At 54.5% G+C, this 22,236-nt stretch carries 24 protein-coding genes, 1 pseudogene and 1 riboswitch; of the genes and pseudogenes, 19 read left to right on the top strand and 6 right to left on the bottom strand.

Annotated elements, in window-relative coordinates; all coding sequences use genetic code 11:
- The first annotated feature begins 37 nt into the window (after positions 1-37).
- The 6 genes from FHS30_RS03125 to FHS30_RS03100 all read left to right on the top strand — a co-directional run bounded on the left by FHS30_RS03125 (position 38) and on the right by FHS30_RS03100 (position 3,231).
- Complete coding sequence (locus FHS30_RS03125) at positions 38-604, top strand: cob(I)yrinic acid a,c-diamide adenosyltransferase (RefSeq protein ID WP_183908208.1); 567 nt, start codon at positions 38-40, stop codon at positions 602-604.
- On the top strand, positions 601-1,254 hold the full coding sequence (locus FHS30_RS03120) for a Rossmann-fold NAD(P)-binding domain-containing protein (RefSeq protein WP_183908207.1): 654 nt from the start codon (positions 601-603) through the stop codon (positions 1,252-1,254). The genes FHS30_RS03125 and FHS30_RS03120 overlap by 4 nt, the downstream gene beginning before the upstream one ends.
- A gap of 69 nt (positions 1,255-1,323) precedes the next feature.
- Positions 1,324-1,683, top strand: a complete 360-nt coding sequence (locus FHS30_RS03115) for a DUF6249 domain-containing protein (RefSeq protein ID WP_183908205.1) — start codon at positions 1,324-1,326, stop codon at positions 1,681-1,683.
- On the top strand, positions 1,684-2,229 hold the full coding sequence (locus tag FHS30_RS03110) for a sigma-70 family RNA polymerase sigma factor (protein WP_183908203.1): 546 nt from the start codon (positions 1,684-1,686) through the stop codon (positions 2,227-2,229).
- Entirely contained in the window at positions 2,216-2,557 is a 342-nt protein-coding gene (locus tag FHS30_RS03105; RefSeq protein ID WP_183908202.1) for a hypothetical protein, read from the top strand. The genes FHS30_RS03110 and FHS30_RS03105 overlap by 14 nt, the downstream gene beginning before the upstream one ends.
- Positions 2,558-2,649: 92 nt before the next feature.
- Entirely contained in the window at positions 2,650-3,231 is a 582-nt protein-coding gene (locus tag FHS30_RS03100) for an acyloxyacyl hydrolase (RefSeq protein ID WP_183908200.1), read from the top strand.
- Here FHS30_RS03100 and FHS30_RS03095 read toward each other — a convergent pair.
- Entirely contained in the window at positions 3,228-3,413 is a 186-nt protein-coding gene (locus FHS30_RS03095; protein ID WP_183908198.1) for a sterol desaturase family protein, read from the bottom strand. The genes FHS30_RS03100 and FHS30_RS03095 overlap by 4 nt on opposite strands.
- A gap of 107 nt (positions 3,414-3,520) precedes the next feature.
- On the opposite strand from FHS30_RS03095, the pseudogene FHS30_RS17055 reads away from it, so the two are divergent.
- Positions 3,521-3,737 (top strand): annotated as a pseudogene (locus tag FHS30_RS17055) (ATP:cob(I)alamin adenosyltransferase).
- 799 nt (positions 3,738-4,536) lie between these two features.
- Here the strand turns inward: FHS30_RS17055 and FHS30_RS03085 are convergent.
- Positions 4,537-7,410, bottom strand: coding sequence for a TonB-dependent receptor domain-containing protein (locus FHS30_RS03085; protein ID WP_183908196.1), 2,874 nt, complete (start codon positions 7,408-7,410; stop codon positions 4,537-4,539).
- 895 nt (positions 7,411-8,305) lie between these two features.
- On the opposite strand from FHS30_RS03085, the gene FHS30_RS03075 reads away from it, so the two are divergent.
- Complete coding sequence (locus tag FHS30_RS03075; RefSeq protein WP_183908191.1) at positions 8,306-8,755, top strand: acyloxyacyl hydrolase; 450 nt, start codon at positions 8,306-8,308, stop codon at positions 8,753-8,755.
- Here FHS30_RS03075 and FHS30_RS03070 read toward each other — a convergent pair.
- Complete coding sequence (locus tag FHS30_RS03070; protein WP_183908189.1) at positions 8,752-9,561, bottom strand: sterol desaturase family protein; 810 nt, start codon at positions 9,559-9,561, stop codon at positions 8,752-8,754. The two genes, FHS30_RS03075 and FHS30_RS03070, sit on opposite strands and share 4 nt — an antisense overlap.
- 62 nt (positions 9,562-9,623) lie before the next feature.
- Here FHS30_RS03070 and FHS30_RS03065 point away from each other — a divergent pair, with 62 nt between their 5' ends.
- The 10 genes from FHS30_RS03065 to FHS30_RS03020 all read left to right on the top strand — a co-directional run bounded on the left by FHS30_RS03065 (position 9,624) and on the right by FHS30_RS03020 (position 15,604).
- Complete coding sequence (locus tag FHS30_RS03065; protein ID WP_183908187.1) at positions 9,624-10,010, top strand: MerR family DNA-binding protein; 387 nt, start codon at positions 9,624-9,626, stop codon at positions 10,008-10,010.
- 80 nt (positions 10,011-10,090) lie between these two features.
- Positions 10,091-10,321, top strand: coding sequence for a GDCCVxC domain-containing (seleno)protein (locus FHS30_RS03060; protein WP_183908185.1), 231 nt, complete (start codon positions 10,091-10,093; stop codon positions 10,319-10,321).
- A 20-nt stretch (positions 10,322-10,341) separates the two neighbouring features.
- Positions 10,342-10,431: riboswitch (yybP-ykoY riboswitch) on the top strand.
- Positions 10,432-10,509: 78 nt separating this feature from the next.
- On the top strand, positions 10,510-11,070 hold the full coding sequence (locus FHS30_RS03055) for a TMEM165/GDT1 family protein (protein ID WP_183908183.1): 561 nt from the start codon (positions 10,510-10,512) through the stop codon (positions 11,068-11,070).
- Between the two features lie 82 nt (positions 11,071-11,152).
- Positions 11,153-11,923, top strand: coding sequence for a hypothetical protein (locus tag FHS30_RS03050; protein WP_183908181.1), 771 nt, complete (start codon positions 11,153-11,155; stop codon positions 11,921-11,923).
- Between the two features lie 111 nt (positions 11,924-12,034).
- Entirely contained in the window at positions 12,035-12,379 is a 345-nt protein-coding gene (locus FHS30_RS03045; protein WP_343048926.1) for a metalloregulator ArsR/SmtB family transcription factor, read from the top strand.
- Between the two features lie 15 nt (positions 12,380-12,394).
- Positions 12,395-13,393 (top strand): ArsJ-associated glyceraldehyde-3-phosphate dehydrogenase, encoded by a 999-nt coding sequence (locus FHS30_RS03040; RefSeq protein WP_183908177.1) that lies wholly within the window; start codon positions 12,395-12,397, stop codon positions 13,391-13,393.
- Positions 13,394-13,397: 4 nt separating this feature from the next.
- Complete coding sequence (gene arsJ, locus FHS30_RS03035) at positions 13,398-14,582, top strand: organoarsenical effux MFS transporter ArsJ (RefSeq protein WP_183908175.1); 1,185 nt, start codon at positions 13,398-13,400, stop codon at positions 14,580-14,582.
- Between the two features lie 106 nt (positions 14,583-14,688).
- Positions 14,689-15,048 (top strand): mercuric transporter MerT family protein, encoded by a 360-nt coding sequence (locus tag FHS30_RS03030; protein ID WP_183908173.1) that lies wholly within the window; start codon positions 14,689-14,691, stop codon positions 15,046-15,048.
- 36 nt (positions 15,049-15,084) lie between these two features.
- Positions 15,085-15,390 carry a mercury resistance system periplasmic binding protein MerP gene (merP, locus tag FHS30_RS03025; RefSeq protein WP_183908171.1) on the top strand — a complete coding sequence of 102 codons (306 nt, stop codon included), beginning with the start codon at positions 15,085-15,087 and terminating at the stop codon, positions 15,388-15,390.
- The gene (locus FHS30_RS03020; RefSeq protein ID WP_183908169.1) at positions 15,383-15,604 is read left to right on the top strand and encodes a GDCCVxC domain-containing (seleno)protein; all 222 of its coding nucleotides are present in this window, start codon (positions 15,383-15,385) and stop codon (positions 15,602-15,604) included. The genes merP and FHS30_RS03020 overlap by 8 nt, the downstream gene beginning before the upstream one ends.
- A 9-nt stretch (positions 15,605-15,613) precedes the next feature.
- Here the strand turns inward: FHS30_RS03020 and FHS30_RS03015 are convergent, their stop codons facing one another.
- Positions 15,614-16,411, bottom strand: coding sequence for a DODA-type extradiol aromatic ring-opening family dioxygenase (locus FHS30_RS03015; RefSeq protein WP_183908167.1), 798 nt, complete (start codon positions 16,409-16,411; stop codon positions 15,614-15,616).
- Positions 16,412-16,468: 57 nt separating this feature from the next.
- A complete protein-coding gene (locus FHS30_RS03010; RefSeq protein ID WP_183908165.1) occupies positions 16,469-16,855 on the bottom strand; it encodes a DoxX family protein in 387 nt (128 codons plus the stop codon).
- A 119-nt stretch (positions 16,856-16,974) separates the two neighbouring features.
- Here FHS30_RS03010 and FHS30_RS03005 point away from each other — a divergent pair, with 119 nt between their 5' ends.
- A complete protein-coding gene (locus FHS30_RS03005; protein ID WP_183908163.1) occupies positions 16,975-17,880 on the top strand; it encodes a LysR substrate-binding domain-containing protein in 906 nt (301 codons plus the stop codon).
- On the opposite strand, the gene FHS30_RS03000 is transcribed toward FHS30_RS03005, so the two are convergent.
- Positions 17,877-22,235, bottom strand: coding sequence for a PAS domain S-box protein (locus FHS30_RS03000; protein WP_183908161.1), 4,359 nt, complete (start codon positions 22,233-22,235; stop codon positions 17,877-17,879). The genes FHS30_RS03005 and FHS30_RS03000 overlap by 4 nt on opposite strands.
- Between the last annotated feature and the right edge of the window lies 1 nt (position 22,236).

Below are 22,236 nucleotides of genomic sequence, written 5' to 3'. Positions count from 1 at the left end.
AAGTAACGCCACTACCCTTTGTGTTTGGAGTACAACTGTGGGCAACCGACTGTCTAAAATTTACACCCGCACCGGCGATGACGGCACCACCGGTCTCGGCGATGGTGCGCGCATTGCCAAGTACGATTTGCGCATGCAGGCCATCGGCGATGTGGACGAAACCAATTGCGCGGTGGGCCTGCTTGTGGCCGAGCTGGCCGCAGACGATCCATTGCAACCCTGGCTGTCGCGCATTCAGCACCGGCTGTTCGATTTGGGCGGCGAACTGTGTCTGCCCGACTACGAGCTGATTAAAGCCGAACACACCCTTGAGCTGGAACAGTGGCTGGATGAGCTCAACGAAGACCTGCCGCCACTGAAAAACTTTATTTTGCCGGGCGGCACCAAAGCGGCCGGCTTCTGCCATCAAGCGCGCGCCGTGTGTCGCCGAGCTGAGCGCAGCATCGCGGCCCTGTCTGCCACCGATGCCGACACCACAGTGCCCGGCATTCGACCCACGCTCAGCGCCTACATCAATCGCCTGAGTGATTTTTTGTTTGTGGCCGCGCGGGTTATTGCCCGCCGCGATGGCGGCAGTGAAGTGCTCTGGCAACAAGGTCAATGAGAGTACTTATTCTGGGCGCCACCGGCGCCGTGGGTGGCCAGTTGTTGGCGGAATCGCTGGCGCGTGCAACGATTACTTCCGTGATCGCGCCCACACGCAGGCCGCTGCCGCCGCACCCCAAGCTGATCAACCCCGTGTTGGATTTTAGCGAAGCCGACGCTGAGGCGGACTTTTGGCACGTCGATGTGGCCCTGTGCGCGCTCGGCACCACCCGCAAACAAGCGGGTTCAGATGCTGCATTCATCAAAGTGGACAAAGATATTCCGATCGCAGTGGCGCAGTGTGTGCTTGCGAAGAACGCCCATACCTTTGGCCTGGTTTCCTCTGTGGGTGCACGACTGGGTCGCAATCTCTACCTCAACACCAAGGCGGAACTTGAACTCGCGCTGCAAGCTTTGGGCTTTGCGCACACGGTGATTGTGCGGCCGTCGCTCATCGACGCGCACCGCGCCGACCGGCGACCCGGCGAATCACTGGGCTTGTGGCTTGCCAAGGCACTGGGTAAATTACTGCCTGCTCGCTACCGACCGGTACCGCCCGCCGTCATTGCCAAGGCACTGCTTAACGCCAGCCTTGCCAAGCCCGTTGTTCAAGGCTCGACAACCACCACGCTAGAATCAGAACAATTGAAAAAAATTGCCGAGAGCTGAATCCAAAACCTGCATTTGGCCTGTCTAACTTCATAACACACTATTCACTACCCACCAGAGAGAGACAGTATGGACGGCATCCTCATCCCCATTTTTGGCATTATGTTCACCTTCGGCGCGCCGGTAATCATTGTTTGGCTAGCGCTGAGATACAACGAGCGCAAAAAAGCACTGATGCACGAGACGATCAATAAATTAGTTGAGACAAACCAGCCGGTACCCACAGAGTTAATTAGCGCATTCGAACAACGCCCGCGCACCAACATGCTGCAAAACGGCATCATTCTGTTGGGCGTGGCTGTGGGACTGTTTGTGTTTTTACAAACGCTCACTAGCATCAAAATAGCATCGGTGGCCGCCATCCCCTTGTCATTGGGGCTTGCGTTTTTACTGATCGCGCGCATGGAAAAAAGCCAAGACGCAAATTAAGTGGAAACCGCTGCGCTCATTAAACGCGTACTGCAATTCGGCGATCAACACGCCTTTGCCCAACTGGTGCAGCAGCACCAGTCGGCGCTGCGTTATAGCCTGCGCCAGTGGGTCGGCTGGGATACCTCGCTGGCGGATGACCTAGCTCAAGAAGTGTTTTTAAAAGCCTATCGAAAATTGCATCAATTTCAGGCGCAGGCAAAATTTTCAACCTGGCTGTATCGCATTGCCTACACCACTTGGCTGAACTACATCGACAAACAGCGGGTGCAAGAGGCACCCCTGGATGAGTTGACCGAGGCGCGTTGCGACAAATCTATTCAACAAGCCGGTGCGGCCATCGATATTGAGCGTGCGCTGCGCCAATTGACTGTGCCACAGCGCGTGGCGATCCATTTGTGCCTACAGCGTGGCTTTAGCCATGGGGACGCTGCCGACATTATGAATTTGCCGCTCGGCACCGTGAAAACACACGTCAACCGCGGGCGCGAACAACTCACACACCTCATGCGCGATTATCAGGAGGCCGCCAATGGCAACGCATAATGATTCGTTGACAACCCAACTTCAGCAAGCGGAACCGCACATTGCCGATGGCGGTTTTACCGATCAACTGATGCAACAGATTGCCGGGCAGCCGCACGTCATTCGCCCCAAACAGCAACGCGCCATGTGGCTGGCCGTCGCGATCACGTTACTCGGCTCAAGCGTGGCCGCATTCGGCTTAAGTCACGCCAGCGTGCCCGACCTACAACTATTATTGGTGCCGTCCTGGCGCACTGGATTCACTCCCGCCGAACTAATGGCCATGTTGGCCGCCGGCTGGTGTAGTGCATTGTTCATGGGTGGATTGGCACTGGTAAAGCTGCGCTGACATTTATGATTAGCCGTGACGCAGCGCCTACAGCTCTGACGCAATTCGCGCTACCATGGTGCGCTCTGCCGCATAAAGAGCCGAAACCTATTATGACCAAACGCAATGTCCCCGCACCTCAACGACACAGCGCGCACGCACTACTATTGGCACTCACGCTCTGTGCAACATCAATGGTCCAAGCTCAGGTGATACAGGATACCGATTTATGGCTCTATGCGGGCGGCGGCAAGCAACTACACACCGATGAACAAGACAATCGCGTAGTGGGTATCGACGTCAACCTTTGGCACCACCCCTACAGCGATATTCAAACCTGGAGTCTCGGGGCGGGCGTTTCCAAGCTCACCGCCGATCACGGCGATATTCGCGAATTGACCGCGGTATCGATATACCCACAGCTAACACTTAAATTACCGGTTACCCGCTGGGTAAAACCCTTCTTTTTTGTACGCGCCCTTGGGCCAACCTATTTGTCGGAACAGGGCTTGGGCGAGCGCAAACAGGCTTACTTCTGGGCCTTTCAATCGCAGGTGGGCGTGGGCGCCTATCTCGGTGACACCGGCACTTGGACGGCCAATGTTTCGTTTAGGCACTACTCCAACGCGGGCACCGGCAAACCCAATGAGGGCATTGATACATTGATGGTCCTGACCTTGGGCCATCGCTTTTAACCCGACGTTTCGGCAACCGTCTGCGACGATTCCTCGGCCGTGGCTGCGCGTTTAAAATCGGCTTTGTAACCGGGAAACTCGGTGCCCATCCAACGGTCCCACCAAGTAAAATACAAACCGTAGTTGCCGTTAAATTTTTGATGATGCAAGTCGTAGTGCGTGGGCGTTGTGAGTGCATCCAAGGGCGTGTCTACCCGACTACGAGCTGATTAAAGCCGAACGCACCCTTGAGCTGGGCCGGTAGCTGGATGAGCTCAATGAAGACCTGCCGCCACTGAAAAATTTTATTATGCCGGGCGGCTCCAAAGCGACCGGCTTCTGCCATCAGGCGCGCTGTGTGTCGCCGAGCCGAGCGTAGCATCGCGGCCCTGTCGACCACCGGTACCGACACTGCAGCCCCCAGCATTCAACCCACGCTCAGCGCCTACATCAACCCCCTGAGTGATTTTTTATTTGTGGCCGCGCGGGTTATTACCCGCCGCGATGGCGACAATGAAGCGCTCTAACAACAAGGTCGATGAGGCTTTTGATTATGGCGCAACCGGTGCTGTAGGTGCTGTGTGCTGTAGGTGCTGCATTATTACAGCAGGCACGCAAACATGAGGGCATTACACTGGTAATTGCCTCCACCCACAGGCCATTGCAAACCCAGCCCACGCTTATGAATCCGGTAGTGAATTTTGACGCACTGAACCCAGAAGTAGATTACTGTCCTGTGGACATTACAATTTGTGCAATCGGCTGCACACGCAAACAGGCGGGTTCAAACGAACAGTTTATTCGCGACGACAAGGGCATTTCCTTAGAAGTAGCAGCCCTCGTAAAAAAGCCTATGCAATTTGCTTTGGTATTGTGTCAGTACTGGGCGCCAAGGCCTGCAATAGAATTTATTTGAATACCAAAGCAGAGGCGAAAGAAGTGGTGCGCGAGCGGGGATTTACGCGCACTGTGGTTGCACGCCCCAGCCTCATAAATACCAAGCGCGACTAGCAGAAAGCGCAGGCCTTCAACTGGCAAGCATAATTGGCCCTTTGCTGCCGCCCTATCCGGCCAACACAAGTTCCACAGGCTCCTCTCACGCAATGTCTCTTTCACGAGCCCAGGCAACGCATACTGAAAAGTAGCGAATTACAGTCACACTAGACTAAGAAAGTCGCCCAGAAAATCTTTGTATTTACTTCTTATCTAACCTACCGATATCCCCAGTGCTCTCAGAGTACAAATAAAAAAGCCGCACTCAAGGTGCGGCTTTAAAAGCGAGGCCGTTGGCCTCGTTAAACACTAACTAAAACTCAAAAATGAAATTTAGAATGTGTAGTTCATACCTAGATAATAGGTACGACCCATGGTGTCGTACATACCAGAACCACCACCAGTACCTGAGAGGTATGCTGGCGGCGCCTTATCTTCCAGGTTATTTACACCACCGTAAACTTCAATTTTGTCCTCGTAGAGATAGCTGGTGCGCAGGCTGTTGTAGCGCACTTCGCCGGTATACGAAGGCGCAGCCGCTTCAGCTTCTTCCATGCCGACATCGTACAAGGCTTGATCACCAATGTAACGATGACCCCAGTTCATTGAGAAGTTGCCGTAGTTATAGGAAACATTCAAGTTGTAGGCATCTTTTGGATCACCCAGCTCGCCTGCAACAGGGTCGACGCTATCGGGTTCGTCCTGGAAAGAGTAGTCATCACGTTCGAACAGGCGGGTACCCTGCACAGCGAATGACAAACTACCCACGTCAGACGAAAACAGATCTTCCAACGCCAAATCATAGCGAACTTCGTAATCCACACCTCGAGCAGTGAGCTTTGAAGCGTTTAAAGAGGAGCTGGTTAAAGACACCAAATCGCCATTAGCAGCGCGCTCGATATTTCCGCAGAACGCGTTATTGATTGTGGCGCCATCAACACACTTATCCAAAATAGTTTGACCAGAGTATGAAGAAATCGCATCTTCAATCTCAATATCCCAGTAATCCACTGTGATGGTCAGGCTATCTGCGAAGCGCGGTGTAATCACCACACCATAGGTCAGAGTTGTAGCTGTCTCTTCGATTAGGTTTGGGTTGCCACCGCTAAACCCGCCAAGTGTAGGACCGCCGTTCCAAGGACTCTCGTAATCTGGGCTCAAGCCCAACGCGGCACAGTTGGCGCGACGGAGTTCTGGATCGGGGGCGCTTCCCAACTCACGGTAGTCACATGGATCACTGATACTGAAAAAGTTTTGTCCAAGTGGCGCAAACAGCTCATCAATGTTGGGGGCACGTACCGCCTGCGAAGTTGTCGCCCTGAAGCGAACATCTTCTGTGATCGTCCAATCCACACCCGCCTTCCAAGCGTCAGTGGTACCCACCGTAGAGTAATCTGCAACACGATAAGCGGCGTCTACAGCCAAGTTTTCAACACCGGGCAAGCCTGCAACCAAAGGAGCAGAAACCTCAACGAAGGCCTCAGAAACATCGTACTCGCCTTCAGTAGAAGCCAAGGCGTTCATGAAAGTTTCACCGTTTTTGATAACTTCGTCGTAGTCTACGAAACTAGTTTCCTCACGATATTCCAGACCACCAACAACCGATAATGGCCCGGCTGGCAGGTCGATAACACTGCCCGTGACATAACCAGAAAACACGGTCTGGGTCATTTTTTCTTCAGAGCCAGTATTATCAAGCATAACCCAATCAACGGCACTGTCTGCATTAAGTCCGTAGCCAAACAAATTGAGGGGTTCGCAGCCAGCAGCTCGCGCGTCGGCATCAGCACAAACAATTTCGCCATCTAATTCAATTGCATCAATGGCCTGCGCAAATCGCTCGTTATAGCGGTTATTAACATAGTCCACTTCAGCATTGTACTCACCATAAACAACACTGGCTTCATAGCTCCAACCGCCACCGAAGTCACCTTTGAGGCCGGTCACAAAGCGCATCGTCTCTCGCTCGGCCAAATTACCACGGTAACCCAAATCAGAGTGCATGCGATACATGCCAAAGGCCGGCACACCGTCAGCTACTAAGCGGTCTGAAAGATCTTTGTCGAGGAAAGGGTTTGTCGAAGAGTACACATTATAACTAAAGCTTGCTTGCCCCCAGCTCTCCGCCTCATGCATGACATATTTGGCTTCACCAAATAACTGCATGGAATCAGTGATGTCAAAATGACCTTTCACGAATATATTTGAAGTGTCCATGCGTGGATACATTTGGTACTGACCAACAAATGCATACCCATCACCGCCAGAGCAGCGGCCATTGATGTCACAGATATCGCCAGGAATTACCGGGCGCGCGGTCCCATCATTATTAAAGGTGTAATCACCGTACGGCAGGAAGGCGATACCGTTATCGCTAATAAATGGAATTCGGTAGTCCGGAACAACAATACGATCTGGTACACCGTTATCAGGAATTACTGCACCGGTGTTAGGATCGACGTCGTCTGGGTTGACCAGAGTACCCCACCCCTTGGTGATCCAATCACGACTAGTACCATAGACATCGCCACGGGTAGTATGTTGAACACTACCGGAAATATTGGCGCGATCATCAAAAAAGTTCTGACCGAAAGTCAGCGACAGCTCGGTGGTTTCCGCACCGCCGCGTTCGGTATCGCTACCGAAAGCGCTAAGTTTTATGCCCTCGAAATCATCTTTCAATATGAAGTTAACAACGCCGGAAACAGCATCAGCACCATAAATAGCGGAAGCGCCGCCAGTAATTACGTCAACACGCTCAATCAGATCTTCTGGAATCGTATTCACGTCCACCGCTGAAGTGCCGATAGAGGAAGAAATATGACGGCGACCGTCTTGCAAGACCAGCGTCCGCGCAGTGCCCAAGCCGCGTAGGTCAAGCAAATTCAAACCCACCGTACCAATAAAACGACCAGAGTTTTGACCTGAATAGGTTGAGCGCAGAGCTGGCAAGGTGTTCAGGAAATCACCCAAATTGGGCTCGCCACTAAGACTGATGTCTTCAGCAGTAAGTGTGGTAACAGGTGTAACGCTGACAGCATTAGGACGTGCGATTCGGGAGCCGGTAACAATTACCTGCTCAATAGTGCTATCGTCGATTGTTGAACTGTCTACCGATTGGTTATTGTCCTGCGCTAAAGCAGGGCTTGCACCGATTGCGACCAGAATTGCGGCACGAATGGCCATGGATAGTGGCTTATCTTTCATCTTCTTAACATCTCCCAAAGGATTTTTATTTTTAAATAGGCGGTACGACCGTCGCGCTCGAATCCGCTTTATTTAGACGTATAAGAAAAATGCCACCACATTAAAAAGCGAGACAGAGCAACAAAAGACCAATAAACAAGGGAAATCTTTGTAAAAACACCAAAAAAGCAACAGTTAGCACGCTTCATCCCAACGCCACTTGTGTTTTTCAGCTCATCGCATCCCAAATAGACTTCATCGCATCACCCTAAATACACCTAATGGAACCATTCACTCCATAGAGCTCTCCCCTCCCCGCTACCTTATGCGCTGTACCCAAGCATCTTCGACTTTCGGCTAAACTCAAACACGACTGGCCCAACAGATAAAGTTTAACCAAATGACCAAGGCATACCCGACGACACCTCGGCCACAGGCCGGCTGCGCCACACGGCGCGGTAGTGATAAAACGGTACAGATGGATGCAAGTGATGGGATAGGTGGTAATTATGCATGGTCAACTACGGGCACAACAGCCAATCTGCATACAATAGATTAGCAGTTGCCTTGTGGGGGTTATCTTTGGCGTGCAAGGCCAGTGCCGCTATAGTGATCGGGATCGACACCCGGTGCATTCACTTGCCGGTGGTGCTACATATGCATAAAACGAAATTCACGAAAAACGGCACTGGCGATTGCAGCACAGTGCTTGGAAAACTGGCTCCGTCGTTCAGCCAACGGTGGCGGCTTACCCCGCCGTGCGCCGCATCGTGGCCCAAGGCAAACACAGCGTAAGCAGCAATGGCATCAATGAGCACAGCCAGCCCCCAATGTAGCCCGTCTGCTTGGCTGCACGTTTACACTCCTTGCCACCACTCTTGCGCAGGCACAAACCACTCAAAGTGCCTAGCTTTGGATGTACCCCGGCGGCGGTAAACAGTTACACACAGTTAACCAGCACAACCAGATTGTGGATGTGCTGCATCACCAATACAGAGATATTCAAACTTGGAGGTTGGGCGCGGGCATAACCCACCTGAAAACAGATCAAGGCGAGATAGGCGAACTGGTGACGATTTCTGTCTACCCGCAGCTCACCCTTAAATTGCCCACAGCACAAGGCATTAAACCCTTTTTCTTTGTGCGTGGACTGGGGCCTACTTATTTATCTGCGCGCGGCTTGGGCGAGCGCAAACAGGCTTACTTCTGGGCCTTTCAATCGCAGGTGGGCGTGGGCGCCTATCTCGGTGACACCGGCACTTGGACGGCCAACGTTTCGTTTAGGCACTACTCCAACGCGGGCACCGGCAAACCCAATGAGGGCATTGATACATTGATGGTCCTGACCCTGGGCCATCGCTTTTAACCCGACGTCTCGGCAACCGTCTGCGACGATTCCTCGGCCGTGGCTGCGCGTTTAAAATCGGCTTTGTAACCGGGAAACTCGGTGCCCATCCAACGGTCCCACCAGGTGAAATACAAACCGTAGTTGCCGTTAAATTTTTGGTGATGCAAGTCGTGGTGCGTGGGGGTTGTGAGTGCATCCAAGGGCGTGTCTACCCACCAGTGCGGGTGAAACTCCACGCCGCAATGCCCCATGGCATTGCGCACAATCATAATGGCCAAAAACGCAAAAATTACTGAAACGTGCAGCGGCAAGAGCACCACGATAATGGGCATAAACAGCGCCATTAACACCGCCTCGCCCGGCGCAAAACTGTAGGCGGCCCAGGATGTGGGCGTGCGCGATAAATGGTGTAGACGGTGAAAACGTTTAAACAATACCGGGTGATGCATCGCCCGATGAACCCAATAAAAATAGGCATCGTGGGCGATGAGCACCAAGGGCAAACTGAGCGCTGTATACCACCACCCCCACTCGGATACCGACAGGTAGATTTGCGAATAACCGCTTTGCTCCACCCGCACGGTAAACAAACCAACCAACGCGTACACGGCCGTGGTGTTTAACGACCAGATAATTTCACGGCGAACATCGCCGTTCGTGGCGCGGCGCGCCTGAATCCGTCTCCGCTCAGACCAACGGCGCGCCACCACGAAGAGCACAAACACCACCGCGCCAACACCGGCAAAGTAGCGCAGCGTGTCGACTGTAAAAATCGCCAGCCACAATTGACCCTCGCGCACCAATAAGTCCGTTAAACCCGCCATTGGGTGTTCTCCGTTTCAATCATTGCTATGATTTGATGATTCTCCATTACACGCGGTTCCCTATGAGCTTGACCATCGGCCAACTGGCTAAATCCCTAGACATCGGCACCGAAACCATTCGCTACTATGAACGCGAAGGCCTCATAGCGCAGCCAGAAAAACCCGCACAGGGTTATCGCCGCTATTCCGATAGTATCAAAGCGCGCTTGCATTTTATCCGCAAGGCGCAGGGATTAGGCTTCAGTTTGGCGCAAATTAAACACCTGCTCAGCTTAGACAATGCCCCCTGCAACGAAGTCAGGCAGCTCGCCACCGAAAAGCTCGACGAGGTGCAAAGCCGAATCGACAATTTGCAGCAATTGGCCGAAGCCCTGCAAGCGCTCATTAGTCAATGCAACAGCAATAAGGGTGAGCAGTGCCCGATCATCGAAATCTTCTCAGACACTTGACCCCGTACCTGACTACAGAGTTTATAATTGGAACCCCAAATTAAATAGGTCACTGAGCGCTATCGCTTGGGCACTACGCCATGTTGAACCACGCAAACAGCCTGCAAATTCGAAGCCTAGTGACCTGCCCCGAGTGCCGGGCGGTGGCAATTGAACACATGCCTGTGGACGCCCGCCAGTGGTTCTACCGCTGCAATACCTGCGACCACCTGATCACGCCAAAGTCCGGTGAGTGCTGCGTATTCTGCGCCTACGGCACCATTCCCTGCCCCTCGGTACAACTCGGCACAACTTGTCGCAAACACGCGTAATCGCTACACTGGCCTCTCTTTAGGGGAGTAGCCCGCCGCCCTGCGGTGGTGTCGTCAACACACTTGCGCCGCATGCGCATGGCGACACCGCAGATTCGAAGGAATCTGTCGGCAAGACCTAAGGCCGGGCATGCACTCAGGTGGGAGGCATCCCTGCCTTTGGTACAGCCTCCCGCCGGACTTTGAAAATGGACGCTTTTTTCACGGCCACATTGGCCGTCGCACTCGCTGAGATCGGCGACAAAACCCAATTGCTTGCCCTGTTACTGACACTGCGCTTCGCCAACAAACCGGCGCTCGTTGCAGGCATATTAGTGGCCACACTGGTCAACCACGGCCTCTCTGCCTGGCTGGGGCACTGGCTGGGGGGTCAGCTCAGCAGTGGCTGGGGCGAGGCGTTCATCGCCGCCAGCTTTATCGTCCTGGGCCTGTGGCTGCTCATCCCCGACAGCGCTGATGACGAGGACCCGCGCTTCGATCGCTTCGGCGCCTTTCTGGTGGCCACGATGTTGTTTTTTGTAGCCGAAATAGGCGATAAAACGCAGGTGGCCACAGTCATGCTGGCCGCAGAATTTCAAGCACCATTTTGGGTGACCACCGGCACCACGCTGGGTATGCTTATTGCCAACGTGCCCGTGGTCTACTGGGGCAGCGCTATAATGCAGCGCATACCTTTAGCGTTCGCCCAGCGCTTAGCGGCAGGCCTGTTTATCGCCATCGGCATATGGCTAGGCTGGCAGCTGGTCTGATTTTCTGAGCGTTTTCGACTATAAATTTATCGACTTTAGAGTTATCCACCACTTTAGGCGCCACCACGATCAGCGGTTCACCATGACATGTTTGCCAAACAATAGTCAGCGCACCTTGCGCGCACTTATTTGGATACTGTGCCTTTGTACCGCAGCGGGCGCCTGTGGCTCATCCACGGCGGCGCAAAGGCCCACGATCACGTTTAGCTGCGCCGTGACACCCGACTCAAAACTCATTGGCCATTTGCACGCCTTGTACACGCAAGCCTTCAGCCAGCTTGGCTACAACTTTGTGTTGCGCGATCGACCCGGCCGCAGAAGCCTATCCGATGCCAACGAGGGCATAACCGACGGTGAATGTGCGCGACTCGGCAAACTGAATGACAATCCAAGCTATCAAAATCTAGTGCGGGTGGACGCCCTGCTCGTGCACTTTAAGCTCAGTGCCTATAGCTTTCGCGACGATCTTCCCCCAATAACAGCCGACAACATTCTCAATCTAAAGCTCCGCATAGGCTACCCAAGGGGGCATGCCGCACAAGAAGCGCTGTTAGCAAAACTACCTAGCCGCTATCTTTCGCAATTTTCAGAAATCACCCACGGCATCAGAATGCTAACCGCCAATCGGCTCGACATCATGGTAGTGCCAGAGGCACTCTTGAACGCAGCACTCGACGAAATTGGTTCACCCGCACCCCACAAGGTCGGCGTGCTCGCCGCCTACGGGGCCTACCCTTACCTCAATAGCAAGCACCGTCACCTAGCGCCCCCGCTAGCCGAAGTGATCAAAGAAATCCTCAGCGACCCCCACCACCCACTGCATAGCTTTTCCGAGTCCACCCAAGCCAACTAGTTGCCTTGACAGACGCACATTCGATATTCCATATATATGAAATTTCATATATATTGCGCCACAACATTTGCCAACCCCTGCCACCTCACGCGACTAACGAAGGAGCCCATGGTGCACCCCACCCACTTTTTCAAATTACTGGCCGACGACACCCGCCTGAAAAGCCTGCTGTTGATCTGCCGCGAAGGCGAGCTGTGCGTGTGTGAACTCACCTGTGCGCTCGGAGAGAGCCAGCCGAAAATATCGCGCCATCTGGCGCAATTGCGCCAGGCAGACGTGCTGTTGGACCGCCGTCAGGGCCAGTGGGTCTACTACCGCATCAACCCCGACTTGGCCACTTGGTGCCACGCGGTGCTGGCCGAATCACTGGCGGCAAACCCACAATTTTTATCTCAACACCTGCAACAATTGGCGCACATGGGCGATCGCCCCACGCGCGCGCAAGCCTGTTGCTAACGGAGCGAATCCATCATGAGCATTAATGTCGGCATCAACGGTTTTGGGCGCATGGGCCGCTTGAGTTTACGGGCGGGTTTTGGCCAATCACCGCTGAATTTTGTGCAGGTAAATGAGCCTGCGGGCAGTGCCGAAACCTTGGCCCACCTGCTCAATTTTGACTCGGTACACGGCCGCTGGCAGTTTGATGCAAGCCATCTAGACAACGACATTGTGATCGGCAGCCAAGCCATTCGCTGCAGCCAAAATACGCGCATTGGCGACACCGATTGGTCCGGCTGCGACCTGGTGATTGAGGCCTCTGGCAAATTTAATCGCAAGGCAGACTTGCAGGCCTACTTAGACCAAGGTGTGAAGCGGGTAGTGGTCACGGCACCAGTAAAAGAGGACGGCGTGCTCAACGTAGTGATGGGCGTCAACCAGCATTTGTACCAGCCGGATGCGCACCCCATCGTGACGGCCGCCAGTTGCACCACCAACTGTCTTGCACCCGTGGTCAAAGTGATTCACGAAAAATTGGGTATTGTGCACGGCAGCATGACCACCATTCACGACCTCACCAACACCCAAACTATTTTAGATGCCCCGCACAAAGACTTGCGGCGCGCGCGCGCCTGCGGCCAAAGTTTGATTCCCACCACCACCGGCTCGGCCACCGCCATCACCCACATCTTTCCCGAATTGAAAGGCAAACTGAATGGCCACGCCGTGCGCGTACCGCTAGCCAACGCCTCGCTCACCGACTGCGTGTTTGAAGTGGCGCGCGCCACCACTGCGGAACAGGTGAACCAGTTTCTGGCCGAAGCGGCAGCGGGTGAACTGGCCGGCATTTTGGGCTATGAAACCCGCCCCTTGGTTAGCGTGGATTACAAAACCGATCCGCGCTCCAGCATTATTGATGCGCAATCGACGCTGGTAATCAACGGCACCCAAGTAAAAATCTACGCCTGGTACGACAACGAATGGGGCTACGCCAATCGCGTGGTGGATCTGGCGCGCATGGTAGGGCAATAGACCCATGGCATTGGCCAGCCCCCTGCAACAGTACGCCCTCGTTACCGGCAACTACTGGGCCTTTACCCTCACCGACGGCGCACTGCGCATGTTGGTGGTGCTCTATTTTTACGGTTTGGGTTACAGCCCGCTCGCTATTGCGCTGTTGTTCGTGTTCTACGAACTGTTTGGTGTCATCACGAATTTACTGGGCGGTTGGCTGGGCGCGCGACTGGGTTTGAATCAAACCATGAACTTGGGCTTGGCGCTGCAAATTGTCGCGCTGGGTTTATTGTTAGTGCCCGCACATTGGCTCACGGTGCCCTGGGTTATGGGGGCACAGGCGCTGTCGGGCATCGCCAAAGACTTAAACAAAATGAGCGCCAAAAGCGCCATTAAATTGCTGGTTCCGGCCTCGGCACCGGGGCAACTTTATCGCTGGATTGCCTTGCTCACCGGCTCGAAAAACGCACTCAAGGGCGCCGGCTTTTTTCTGGGAGGCGCGCTGCTAAGTGCGCTGGGGTTTACCGGCGCGGTGCTCGCAATGGCGATCCTGTTATTGCTGGTATGGTTATTCAGCCTAACCACGTTAACGCAGTCGCTGGGGCGCGCCAGCCGCAAACCAAAATTCCGCGACCTATTTTCTAAAAGCCGCGCCATCAATTTTTTATCGGCCGCACGCCTGTTTCTTTTCGGCGCGCGCGATGTCTGGTTTGTGGTGGCACTGCCGGTATTTTTGGCCAGTGAATTCGGCTGGGATCACTGGCGCGTGGGCGGTTTTCTCGCGCTCTGGATCATTGGCTACGGCATCGTGCAATCACTCGCACCCAAACTAACGGGCCGCCAACCCAGCGGCCGCCATGCGGTGCACTGGGCGTTGCTGCTAAGCCTCATTCCCGCGGCGATTGCGTTTTCGCTCACGCTCTCATGGCATGCGCCCACGGTGTTGGTAGCGGGGCTATTAACATTCGGTGCGCTGTTTGCCATCAACTCTTCGCTGCACAGCTTCCTCATTGTGAGTTACGCCAGCGATGATGGCGTGTCACTCGACGTGGGCTTTTACTACATGGCTAACGCCTTGGGGCGCCTACTCGGCACCTTGCTTTCGGGCTGGCTGTTTCAAAGTGCAGGGCTCGGCGCCTGCCTGTGGGTGTCGTCGGCATTTATCGCCGTGGCGGCGCTCCTGTCACTGGGGCTACCAAAACGCTGACGCGCGCTATCCGACACATCGTCCTTGATTCCGCAACCGCGCCCTTGACTCTGTACTTAGGTACGGAAGCTAATCTCAGATGCGATACTCAGTCGGACCCAGCCCCATGAACGAGACAATTAAGCAGAACACTGCGCGGTGGACGAGCCTAGGTGGTTTCATGGCGGCAGTTGGCGCAAGCCTGTGTTGCGCTGGGCCATTGGTGTTGCTTTCGCTAGGCATTAGCGGTGCCTGGATCAGTCACCTCACTGCTCTTGAACCCTACCGCCCAATTTTCATTATTGCCGTGTGCGCGCTGTTTGGTTGGTCTGGCTGGCAGTTATTCAAACCACAATCCGAATGTGCGGCTGAAACTGTCTGCGCCCAGGAAACCACGCGCGGGCGCAGACAAAAAATTTTTCTGATATTGCTAATCGTGGCGGCGGCGTTGGTGGCCAGCCCTTATTGGTTGCTGTGGTTTTACTAGCGCAAGCTGTCATCTACCAACCTTAAAAGGTGTGATATGAATAAATTATTGTGTGTTTTGACGGCACTGATGGTCAGTGGCGGCGCTTTGGCCGCCGATCAACAGATAACATTAGCGGTGCCCGGCATGAACTGCATGACCTGCCCCATCACTGTGAAAAAAGCCCTGCAACAGGTGCCCGGTGTGGGCGAAGTGGCGGTCAGCATGGAAACCCGTCAAGCGGTGGTGCAATTTGATGACGCACAAGCGCCAGTGGCCGCGCTCATAGCCGCCACCACCAACGCCGGCTACCCATCCAGCCTTGTTTCATCCGCCGACGAGAGCACTACAGGCAATGACTAAATCCGTGCTGCTCGACTCCACACTCACCTGCCCACAGTGCGCACACAGCGTGCTGGAGACCATGCCCACCGACGCCTGCCAGTGGTTCTACGAATGCACCCAATGCCAAACAGTACTCCAACCAAAACCGGGCGACTGCTGTGTGTTTTGCTCCTACGGCAGCGTGCCCTGCCCACCCATTCAGCAGGACGGCGGCTGTTGTTCAAAAATCTAGAGACTCGCCCTAGGCCTGTGAACTTTCTGCCCAAAAATAATTCCGCGCCGCCACGCCCATCACCTCAAAGCGCTGCACTTGCGCCGGGCCCTTGGCGGCAGCTGCGCATACCAGCAAGGGCAGCAGGTGCTCTTCGCGCGGGTGGTTAAAACGCGCATGAGGTGCCTCTTGCCAAGCGCTCAATGTGGATTCCACGGTGGCGCTCTGCCATTCAGTTACCAGCGTACGATCTAACCAGTGAGCAAAGCCGTCGCTGGCGGAAATTACCTCGGCGGATTTAGGGCCAAAAAACGCCGGTAAATTGTGAAAACTAAAACCCGAACCCAGTAGCAGCGCATCGGCGGGCAAGCCACGCGCAAGGGCTTGCCCCAGTCGCCAGTGCATTGCCGGATCGAGGCTCGCGTCCAGCGACACCTGCAACACCGGAATCCTGGCCGCCGGGTAGAGCAACAGCAGCGGCACAAACACTCCGTGATCCCAGCCGCGCTCCACCGTTTGCGCTGCCAGTCCCCAATGATTCAGCGCCGCGATCAATGATGCAGCCAATTCTGGCTGGCCTGGCGCAGGGTAGCTTAACTGGTAACTCTCGGCTGGGAAGCCTTGATAGTCGAACAGCAGGGGCGGCTGGGCCGCGGCATTGATTTGAAAGCCCCGCGCCTCCCAGTGTGCACTGACCACCACCACGACACTCGGGTGGGCAGGTAGCTGTGACCGAAGCAATGCAAAACTGCGCCGCAGTTGTGCGTGGTCTGGATCACCTAACACAGGTAGCGGACCGCCACCGTGGGAGACAAAGGCTATGTTCATAGTGGCTCCAACAATGCGCAGGCGCCTAAGACAAGCGCCCGATGGATGACGTTTTAGCTACGCAGCTTTGCGATTATCGAGGGCGATTAAACCGGGTCCATTGGCTACGATGAACAACAGCGCGCCCGCCATGCTCAGGTTTTTCATAAACATGATCATCTGCATTTGGTTGCCAAAGTCGCTGTGAAACACCACGCCGGACACCACTGAAAAACCCGCCAAGCCTAAGGCTGCCCAGCGCGCCTGCCAACCCACTGCCAACGCCAAGCCGCCAGCGATTTCTAGGCCGATCACCAGCGGCAGCAGGACGCCCGGAATACCGAAGGCCTCCATGTAGCCCTGAGTGGCGGCATAGGCGGTGATTTTACTGGCGCCAGACATGACAAATATCAGTGCCAAAAGCGTGCGGCCTAAGGGTGAAGCAATCTGTGCTAACTGTTTCATAGTGAATTCCTCTCGGTGATTAAAGTTATGGCACACGCCATGGAGACCATATTAGTTATTGCCATAAAGTAGATAAACTGGCTAAATTTCAATACATAATTGCTATTAAGAGAACAATTGTGGGACAGCTTGAAGAACTGGAAAATTTTGTGCGCATTGCAGAGGCCGGCGGCATCGGGCGCGCGGCCGAACAATTGGGTCAAGCTAAATCAGCGGTCAGTCGCAAACTCACAATGCTAGAAAACCGTTTGGGCACGCGATTGATTGCACGCACCACGCGCCGCTGGCACCTCACCGAAGCTGGCCAACGCTGCTATCAGCAGGCCCTGCGCCTACTCGATGCCAATGCCGAACTGGCTGCGCAGGTCAATCCAGACAATCACCGGTTGCAAGGGCGACTGCGCATTGCCGCCCCACTGACCTTTGGCGTTGCGCACCTACCACCGGCGATTCAGGCCTTTGGCGAGCGCTACCCAGGCTTGACCATCGAACTGGAGCTGGCGGACCAGTTCGTCAACCTCATTGAAGCAGGCGTCGATCTATCGCTGCGCATTGGCGATTTGGCAGATTCCAATTTGCGCGCGCGAAAGTTGGCGCCCATCAGCCTGTGTTTGGTGGCCGCACCCGACTACCTCAAGCGCGCGGGCACCCCCCTGCAACCAAACGACCTGCGCCACCACCGCCTATTGCATTACACCACCAGCGGCCACAGCAGTATCACGCTACACGGCCCAGAGGGTCACCCCCACTCCATCGAATGGCGTTCAAGCCTCAAAGCAAACAATGGGGAATTTTTAAATGCGATGGCTGTTCAGGGCTATGGCATTGCCGTTTCACCACGCTTTATTTGCTGGCAGGATTTGGCGGCGGGGCGATTGGTGCCGGTGTTGGGCGACTACAGTTTGGCTGGGCGCTCACTCTACGCGGTCTACCCCGCCAGCCGATTCGTGCCACAACGGGTGCGCTTGTTTATCGACTTTTTGGTGGCGTTTTTTGGCGAGCAAAGCTACTGGGAAAAACCTTAGCGCTGTTCGATGTCTTCAGTGTCTGCCAAAAACTGTTTCAAGCGCGCCGCTAACCGCGAGTTAGCGTCTTTCAATTTTCCCATACTCACCGCAATACCTGCAGAGTCGCATTGCCGAACGTAGTGCTCCAGTTGATCGGCGCAGGCCTGCAATTCTCGCCCGCCCAACTGCCCCGCGGCACCTTTTACGGTGTGCACCAATAGTTGCAGGGCGGGATAATCTTCATCGACCAACAAGCTGGCGCAACGTTCCGTGACGTCGGCATAGCTATCGAGGAAGCGCTCCAACAGCCAGCGCAATCGGTCTGTTCTTTGGCGCACTGCCTGTCGCGCAAATTTTTCATCCCACACTTCTTCGGCCGACGCAGCCATTGCACGATTGCTGCTTGCCTCAATGGACAACCATTTCTTGAGCACCAGCACCAAGTCACTTTCGTTGATGGGCTTGCTGACAAAATCATTCATACCCGCGGCCATGCACCGCTCGCGATCGCCTCGCATTGCATTGGCGGTCAGCGCAACCACGGTTAACGTCTGTGCGTGCACACCCGCCTCACCGCGACGGATTCGTCGCGTCGCCTCCAACCCATCCATTTCAGGCATCAAACAATCCATAAACACCAAGCCAATATCCTGGTTGGTCTTCAGCACAGCCAAGGCACTGCGGCCAGTCTCAGCCGCCAACACGCGACAACCGAGGTCCTCTAACATCATGGTGGCCACTTCGCGATTGATGGCGTTGTCTTCCACCAGTAAAACCTTTTGTCCCTTGGCCAAATCCTGAGTGACCGGCTCCACTGACTCCGCTTGTTGTTCGCCACGTAATAATGCGACTAGCCGCGATTCAGTCACCGGCGCCGCCACCCGATCCGTGAAACCCAATTGCGCCATGTACTGGTGATCAGGATCGACCTGCTGTCCATGTACCAACACACGGCGTTGATGCTCGCGCTGCCAACCGGGGTGTTCGGCGCTCAAGCCCTGCGCCAAACAATATTCCCGCCCAATAAATACCCAATGATAATCGCACTGCGTCAGTAACTCTGTGGTCACTTCCAAACCATCGGCTTCAAACACTTCGGCCCCTGTTGCGCGTAACAACTGTGACAGCGCCGCCCGCGACGGATTATTTTCCAACGCCACCAATACCTTTGCACCGCCCAGCCATGGCAACCGCTGACCGGGTATTTCTGTGACCGCCGCGAGCTGAATATTGAAGCGAAAGGTGGATCCCTCACCCAGCGAAGATTCAACGGCAACATCGCCGCCCAATAATTGGCAGAGCTTGCGACTGATCGCCAACCCCAATCCAGTGCCTTCGAAACGACGAGTCGAAGAACTGTCCACCTGTGAAAACGGCGTAAATAAATCAGCTAGGGTGTCTTCAGCCATGCCAATGCCGGTGTCGATGATGGCCACACTGAGGCGCAATTCATCGAGCTCAGCGCGCACGACAACCTGCCCCTGCTCGGTGAATTTTATGGCGTTGTTAATAAGATTAATTAAAACTTGTCGCAACCGATCCGGATCTGTCTCAACCGTCACATTGGGTATGTGTGATTGATCTAGCACCAGATAAATACCTTTTTCGTGCGCGGAGAGTGCGAGTATTTGCACCACATCGTCAAGCAACTGTCGCAGATCAAAAAGACGCGGCGCCAACTCCAACTTGCCGGCATCCACTTTAGAAAAATCTAAAATGTCGTTGATGGTGCTCAATAGTGTAATGGCACTGCGTTGCGCGATGTCCACATGGTGCGACTGATTGGCATTTAAGGGCGTGCGCTTCAATAAATTGAGCATACCCATAACGCCATTCAGGGGCGTTCGAATTTCATGGCTCATCATGGCCAAGAATTCGCCTTTTACTTTAACCGCTCGCTCAGCTTCTTCTTTTGCTGCAAGCAATTGCTGTTCTGCATTCTTTCGCTCGGTAATATCTTGAAAGGATCCGTACATTCGAACATTACGGCCATTTTTCATTTGCGTTCGGCCGGTGCTTGCCACCCAACGATGTTTACCATCGGCGGTTACGATGGGCAACTCAATACGCCAAGGCTTGGCTTCCTTCAAACCCTGCATCAAGCATTGAGTCATTTGTTCTGCGCTGCCCGCCGCTTGATAAAACTTAATGGTCTCCTCTACCACTGGATCAAAATCCGGCGGCACGCCGTGGATCTCTTTGGCCATCAACGACCAGGTAGATTTTTTACTGGGAATGTCGTATTCCCAGGCGCCAATACGCCCCTGTTCGCTCATGGCCTCCAACATATCCTGCTGCCTTTCGACGGCCCGCTGGACGCGCAAAGTTTCAGACATATCCACGGCGGTGGAATAAAATTTATTGCGCAGGGGATCTGCACGGGTACTCCACACCAAAGACAAATACTCACCATTTGCAGCTCTTAGTCGCGACGTAAATTCAACCGATTCTTTACCGGCACCTAAACGCCGCATGGCCGCTTTGGTTGCCTCTAAATCCTCTGGGTGGATAAGCTCCAAAATGCGCATTTTATTGAGGGCGTCCTGATCGTAGCCCAACTTGGTGACAAAGTGATTATTTACGACTTCAAAATAACCCTCGGCATTTGAAATTCCCATAAACACGGGAGAAAGTGAGAAAAAGCTGTTTAACTGCTCCTGCGATTCGATCAACTTTTGAGCTGCACGTTTGCTTGCAGTAATATCCAAGGCCGTGCCAACCATGCGGGTCGCTTTCGCGCCCATCCAACGCACCACGCGACCGCTAAAGTGCAACCACACCCAATGGCCATCAACGTGGCGCATGCGCAAATCTAGGGTCAGGTTTTCTGCGGTTAGCACCGCGGCTTTGGCGAGGAACTCTTCGATTCGTTGTTTATCTTGCGGGTGCAGCCATTGCTGCCAATCTTCCGCGTTAACGGTGTGGTCTTCGTTTAATTGCAAACCCAGCAACTGCTGCCAGCGGTCATTGACGATGATTTTTTTGGCAAAAATATGCCAATCCCAAAAGCCCACACCAGTGCTGTCGACAACTAAACTCAGTTGGCGGTTGGTATCTTCAAGTTCTCTTGAGGTGCGCTCACGCTCGGTGACATCCTCGACCATGACCCAGATATAGGGCTGCGACCCCGCGCCCGACACCCGCACCGCTTTCACCACCAATGATTGTGGCTGGGCGGATTGATCCGCTAGGGTCGCGCGCATTTCTACGGCAGACAATTCGCCTGCCAAAATGTCCGTCCAAGCGCTCGCCGACTCGCGATTTGGTTGCAACACGGCTTCAATAGGTTGTCCGCGCACATCCTCACCCAAGAGCGCTCGCAGGGTGCCGTTGTGTTCAATCACCCTACCAACACGGGCATCGCACAGGGCTAACCCCACCGGCGAGTGACTGAATAAACCCTGCAACCGCGCCTGCTCTGCAATTCGCCGCCGCAGTAAAAGCACCGAATAACCGAGCGGCGCCAGAATCAGCGCGATCAGTAACACCAACGCCCCGCGCAACCAATGGCGATTAGGCGCGTATCCAGACCAACCACCAATGGGCATTGCGGCTAGCTGCCAGCTGCCCGTGGCAAGGCCAATATCTAACAGAATAGGGGCGCTCTCAAAGGTTGCTTGATCGCCATAAAACAGCTCGCCCTCGGCACCCAAACCGTCTTTACCCCTGAGCGCGATGCGCAACGGCGCATCGTAAACGCCGCTTGCTTGATAAAAGCGATCCAGATCGATCACCGCAGAAATCGCGCCCCAGAACGCATTGTCATCACCCACAAATACGGGAATGCGCCCAATAAATGCCTGACCGCCCTGCACTAGGTTGACCGGTCCTGCCACCACAATGGCTCCGGTTTCGCGCGCGCGCAGCGCGGCTTGCTTTTGTGCAGCATTGGCGGCGAGGTTAAGGCCAATAGCACCTTCATTTCCGGCCATGGGATACATCAGCTGCATCACCATATCGGGCGCGCCGCCCAAATTGCGCAATTGATTGCGGCCGGCGAATATTTTGGCGGCGTAACGGGCAAACTTTTCTTGGTTTATGTCTGGCTCCGCCGCAATGACCGCGGCCAAGCCCAACACCGATTGAATATTGCTATTGATATTACCCTCGATCTGGGCGCGCAAGGTGGAGGCTTGCAGCAACACCAATGCGCGCTGCTCTTGCAAGTAGCGCTCGCTGTTAAGCCGGTCTAAATAGATGGCGCCCGCGCTCAGCCCCAGCCCCAGCCCCAGCACTAGAATGAGCACCCACATTAATGGCAGTGCTGAAGATGTGAGTCGGGCCAGACGCAAAGCGAACTCCGAGCAATTGGATCGATTGTGATCAATCCAGTATAGCCGGTGACTGAATTTCGGCCGGTCGTTGTAACTCATG

The sequence above is a fragment of the Simiduia aestuariiviva genome (assembly GCF_014192475.1).
Taxonomy (GTDB): Bacteria; Pseudomonadota; Gammaproteobacteria; order Pseudomonadales; family Cellvibrionaceae; genus Simiduia; species Simiduia aestuariiviva.
Note: the sequence above shows the minus strand (reverse complement) of the source record. Positions and strands in the feature narration are given on the sequence as shown.

Excerpts from the sequence above, each read along its gene's own strand:
- FHS30_RS03000 (WP_183908161.1), bottom strand. The coding sequence starts at position 22,235 with ATGAGTTACAACGACCGGCCGAAATTCAGTCACCGGCTATACTGGATT.
- FHS30_RS03075 (WP_183908191.1), top strand. The coding sequence starts at position 8,306 with ATGTACCCCGGCGGCGGTAAACAGTTACACACAGTTAACCAGCACAAC.
- FHS30_RS03060 (WP_183908185.1), top strand. The coding sequence starts at position 10,091 with ATGTTGAACCACGCAAACAGCCTGCAAATTCGAAGCCTAGTGACCTGC.
- FHS30_RS03100 (WP_183908200.1), top strand. The coding sequence starts at position 2,650 with ATGACCAAACGCAATGTCCCCGCACCTCAACGACACAGCGCGCACGCA.
- FHS30_RS03065 (WP_183908187.1), top strand. The coding sequence starts at position 9,624 with ATGAGCTTGACCATCGGCCAACTGGCTAAATCCCTAGACATCGGCACC.
- FHS30_RS03105 (WP_183908202.1), top strand. The coding sequence starts at position 2,216 with ATGGCAACGCATAATGATTCGTTGACAACCCAACTTCAGCAAGCGGAA.
- FHS30_RS03085 (WP_183908196.1), bottom strand. The coding sequence starts at position 7,410 with ATGAAAGATAAGCCACTATCCATGGCCATTCGTGCCGCAATTCTGGTC.
- arsJ (WP_183908175.1), top strand. The coding sequence starts at position 13,398 with ATGGCATTGGCCAGCCCCCTGCAACAGTACGCCCTCGTTACCGGCAAC.
- FHS30_RS03020 (WP_183908169.1), top strand. The coding sequence starts at position 15,383 with ATGACTAAATCCGTGCTGCTCGACTCCACACTCACCTGCCCACAGTGC.
- FHS30_RS03015 (WP_183908167.1), bottom strand. The coding sequence starts at position 16,411 with ATGAACATAGCCTTTGTCTCCCACGGTGGCGGTCCGCTACCTGTGTTA.
- FHS30_RS03050 (WP_183908181.1), top strand. The coding sequence starts at position 11,153 with ATGACATGTTTGCCAAACAATAGTCAGCGCACCTTGCGCGCACTTATT.
- FHS30_RS03115 (WP_183908205.1), top strand. The coding sequence starts at position 1,324 with ATGGACGGCATCCTCATCCCCATTTTTGGCATTATGTTCACCTTCGGC.
- FHS30_RS03070 (WP_183908189.1), bottom strand. The coding sequence starts at position 9,561 with ATGGCGGGTTTAACGGACTTATTGGTGCGCGAGGGTCAATTGTGGCTG.
- FHS30_RS03055 (WP_183908183.1), top strand. The coding sequence starts at position 10,510 with ATGGACGCTTTTTTCACGGCCACATTGGCCGTCGCACTCGCTGAGATC.
- FHS30_RS03120 (WP_183908207.1), top strand. The coding sequence starts at position 601 with ATGAGAGTACTTATTCTGGGCGCCACCGGCGCCGTGGGTGGCCAGTTG.
- FHS30_RS03010 (WP_183908165.1), bottom strand. The coding sequence starts at position 16,855 with ATGAAACAGTTAGCACAGATTGCTTCACCCTTAGGCCGCACGCTTTTG.
- merP (WP_183908171.1), top strand. The coding sequence starts at position 15,085 with ATGAATAAATTATTGTGTGTTTTGACGGCACTGATGGTCAGTGGCGGC.
- FHS30_RS03040 (WP_183908177.1), top strand. The coding sequence starts at position 12,395 with ATGAGCATTAATGTCGGCATCAACGGTTTTGGGCGCATGGGCCGCTTG.
- FHS30_RS03030 (WP_183908173.1), top strand. The coding sequence starts at position 14,689 with ATGAACGAGACAATTAAGCAGAACACTGCGCGGTGGACGAGCCTAGGT.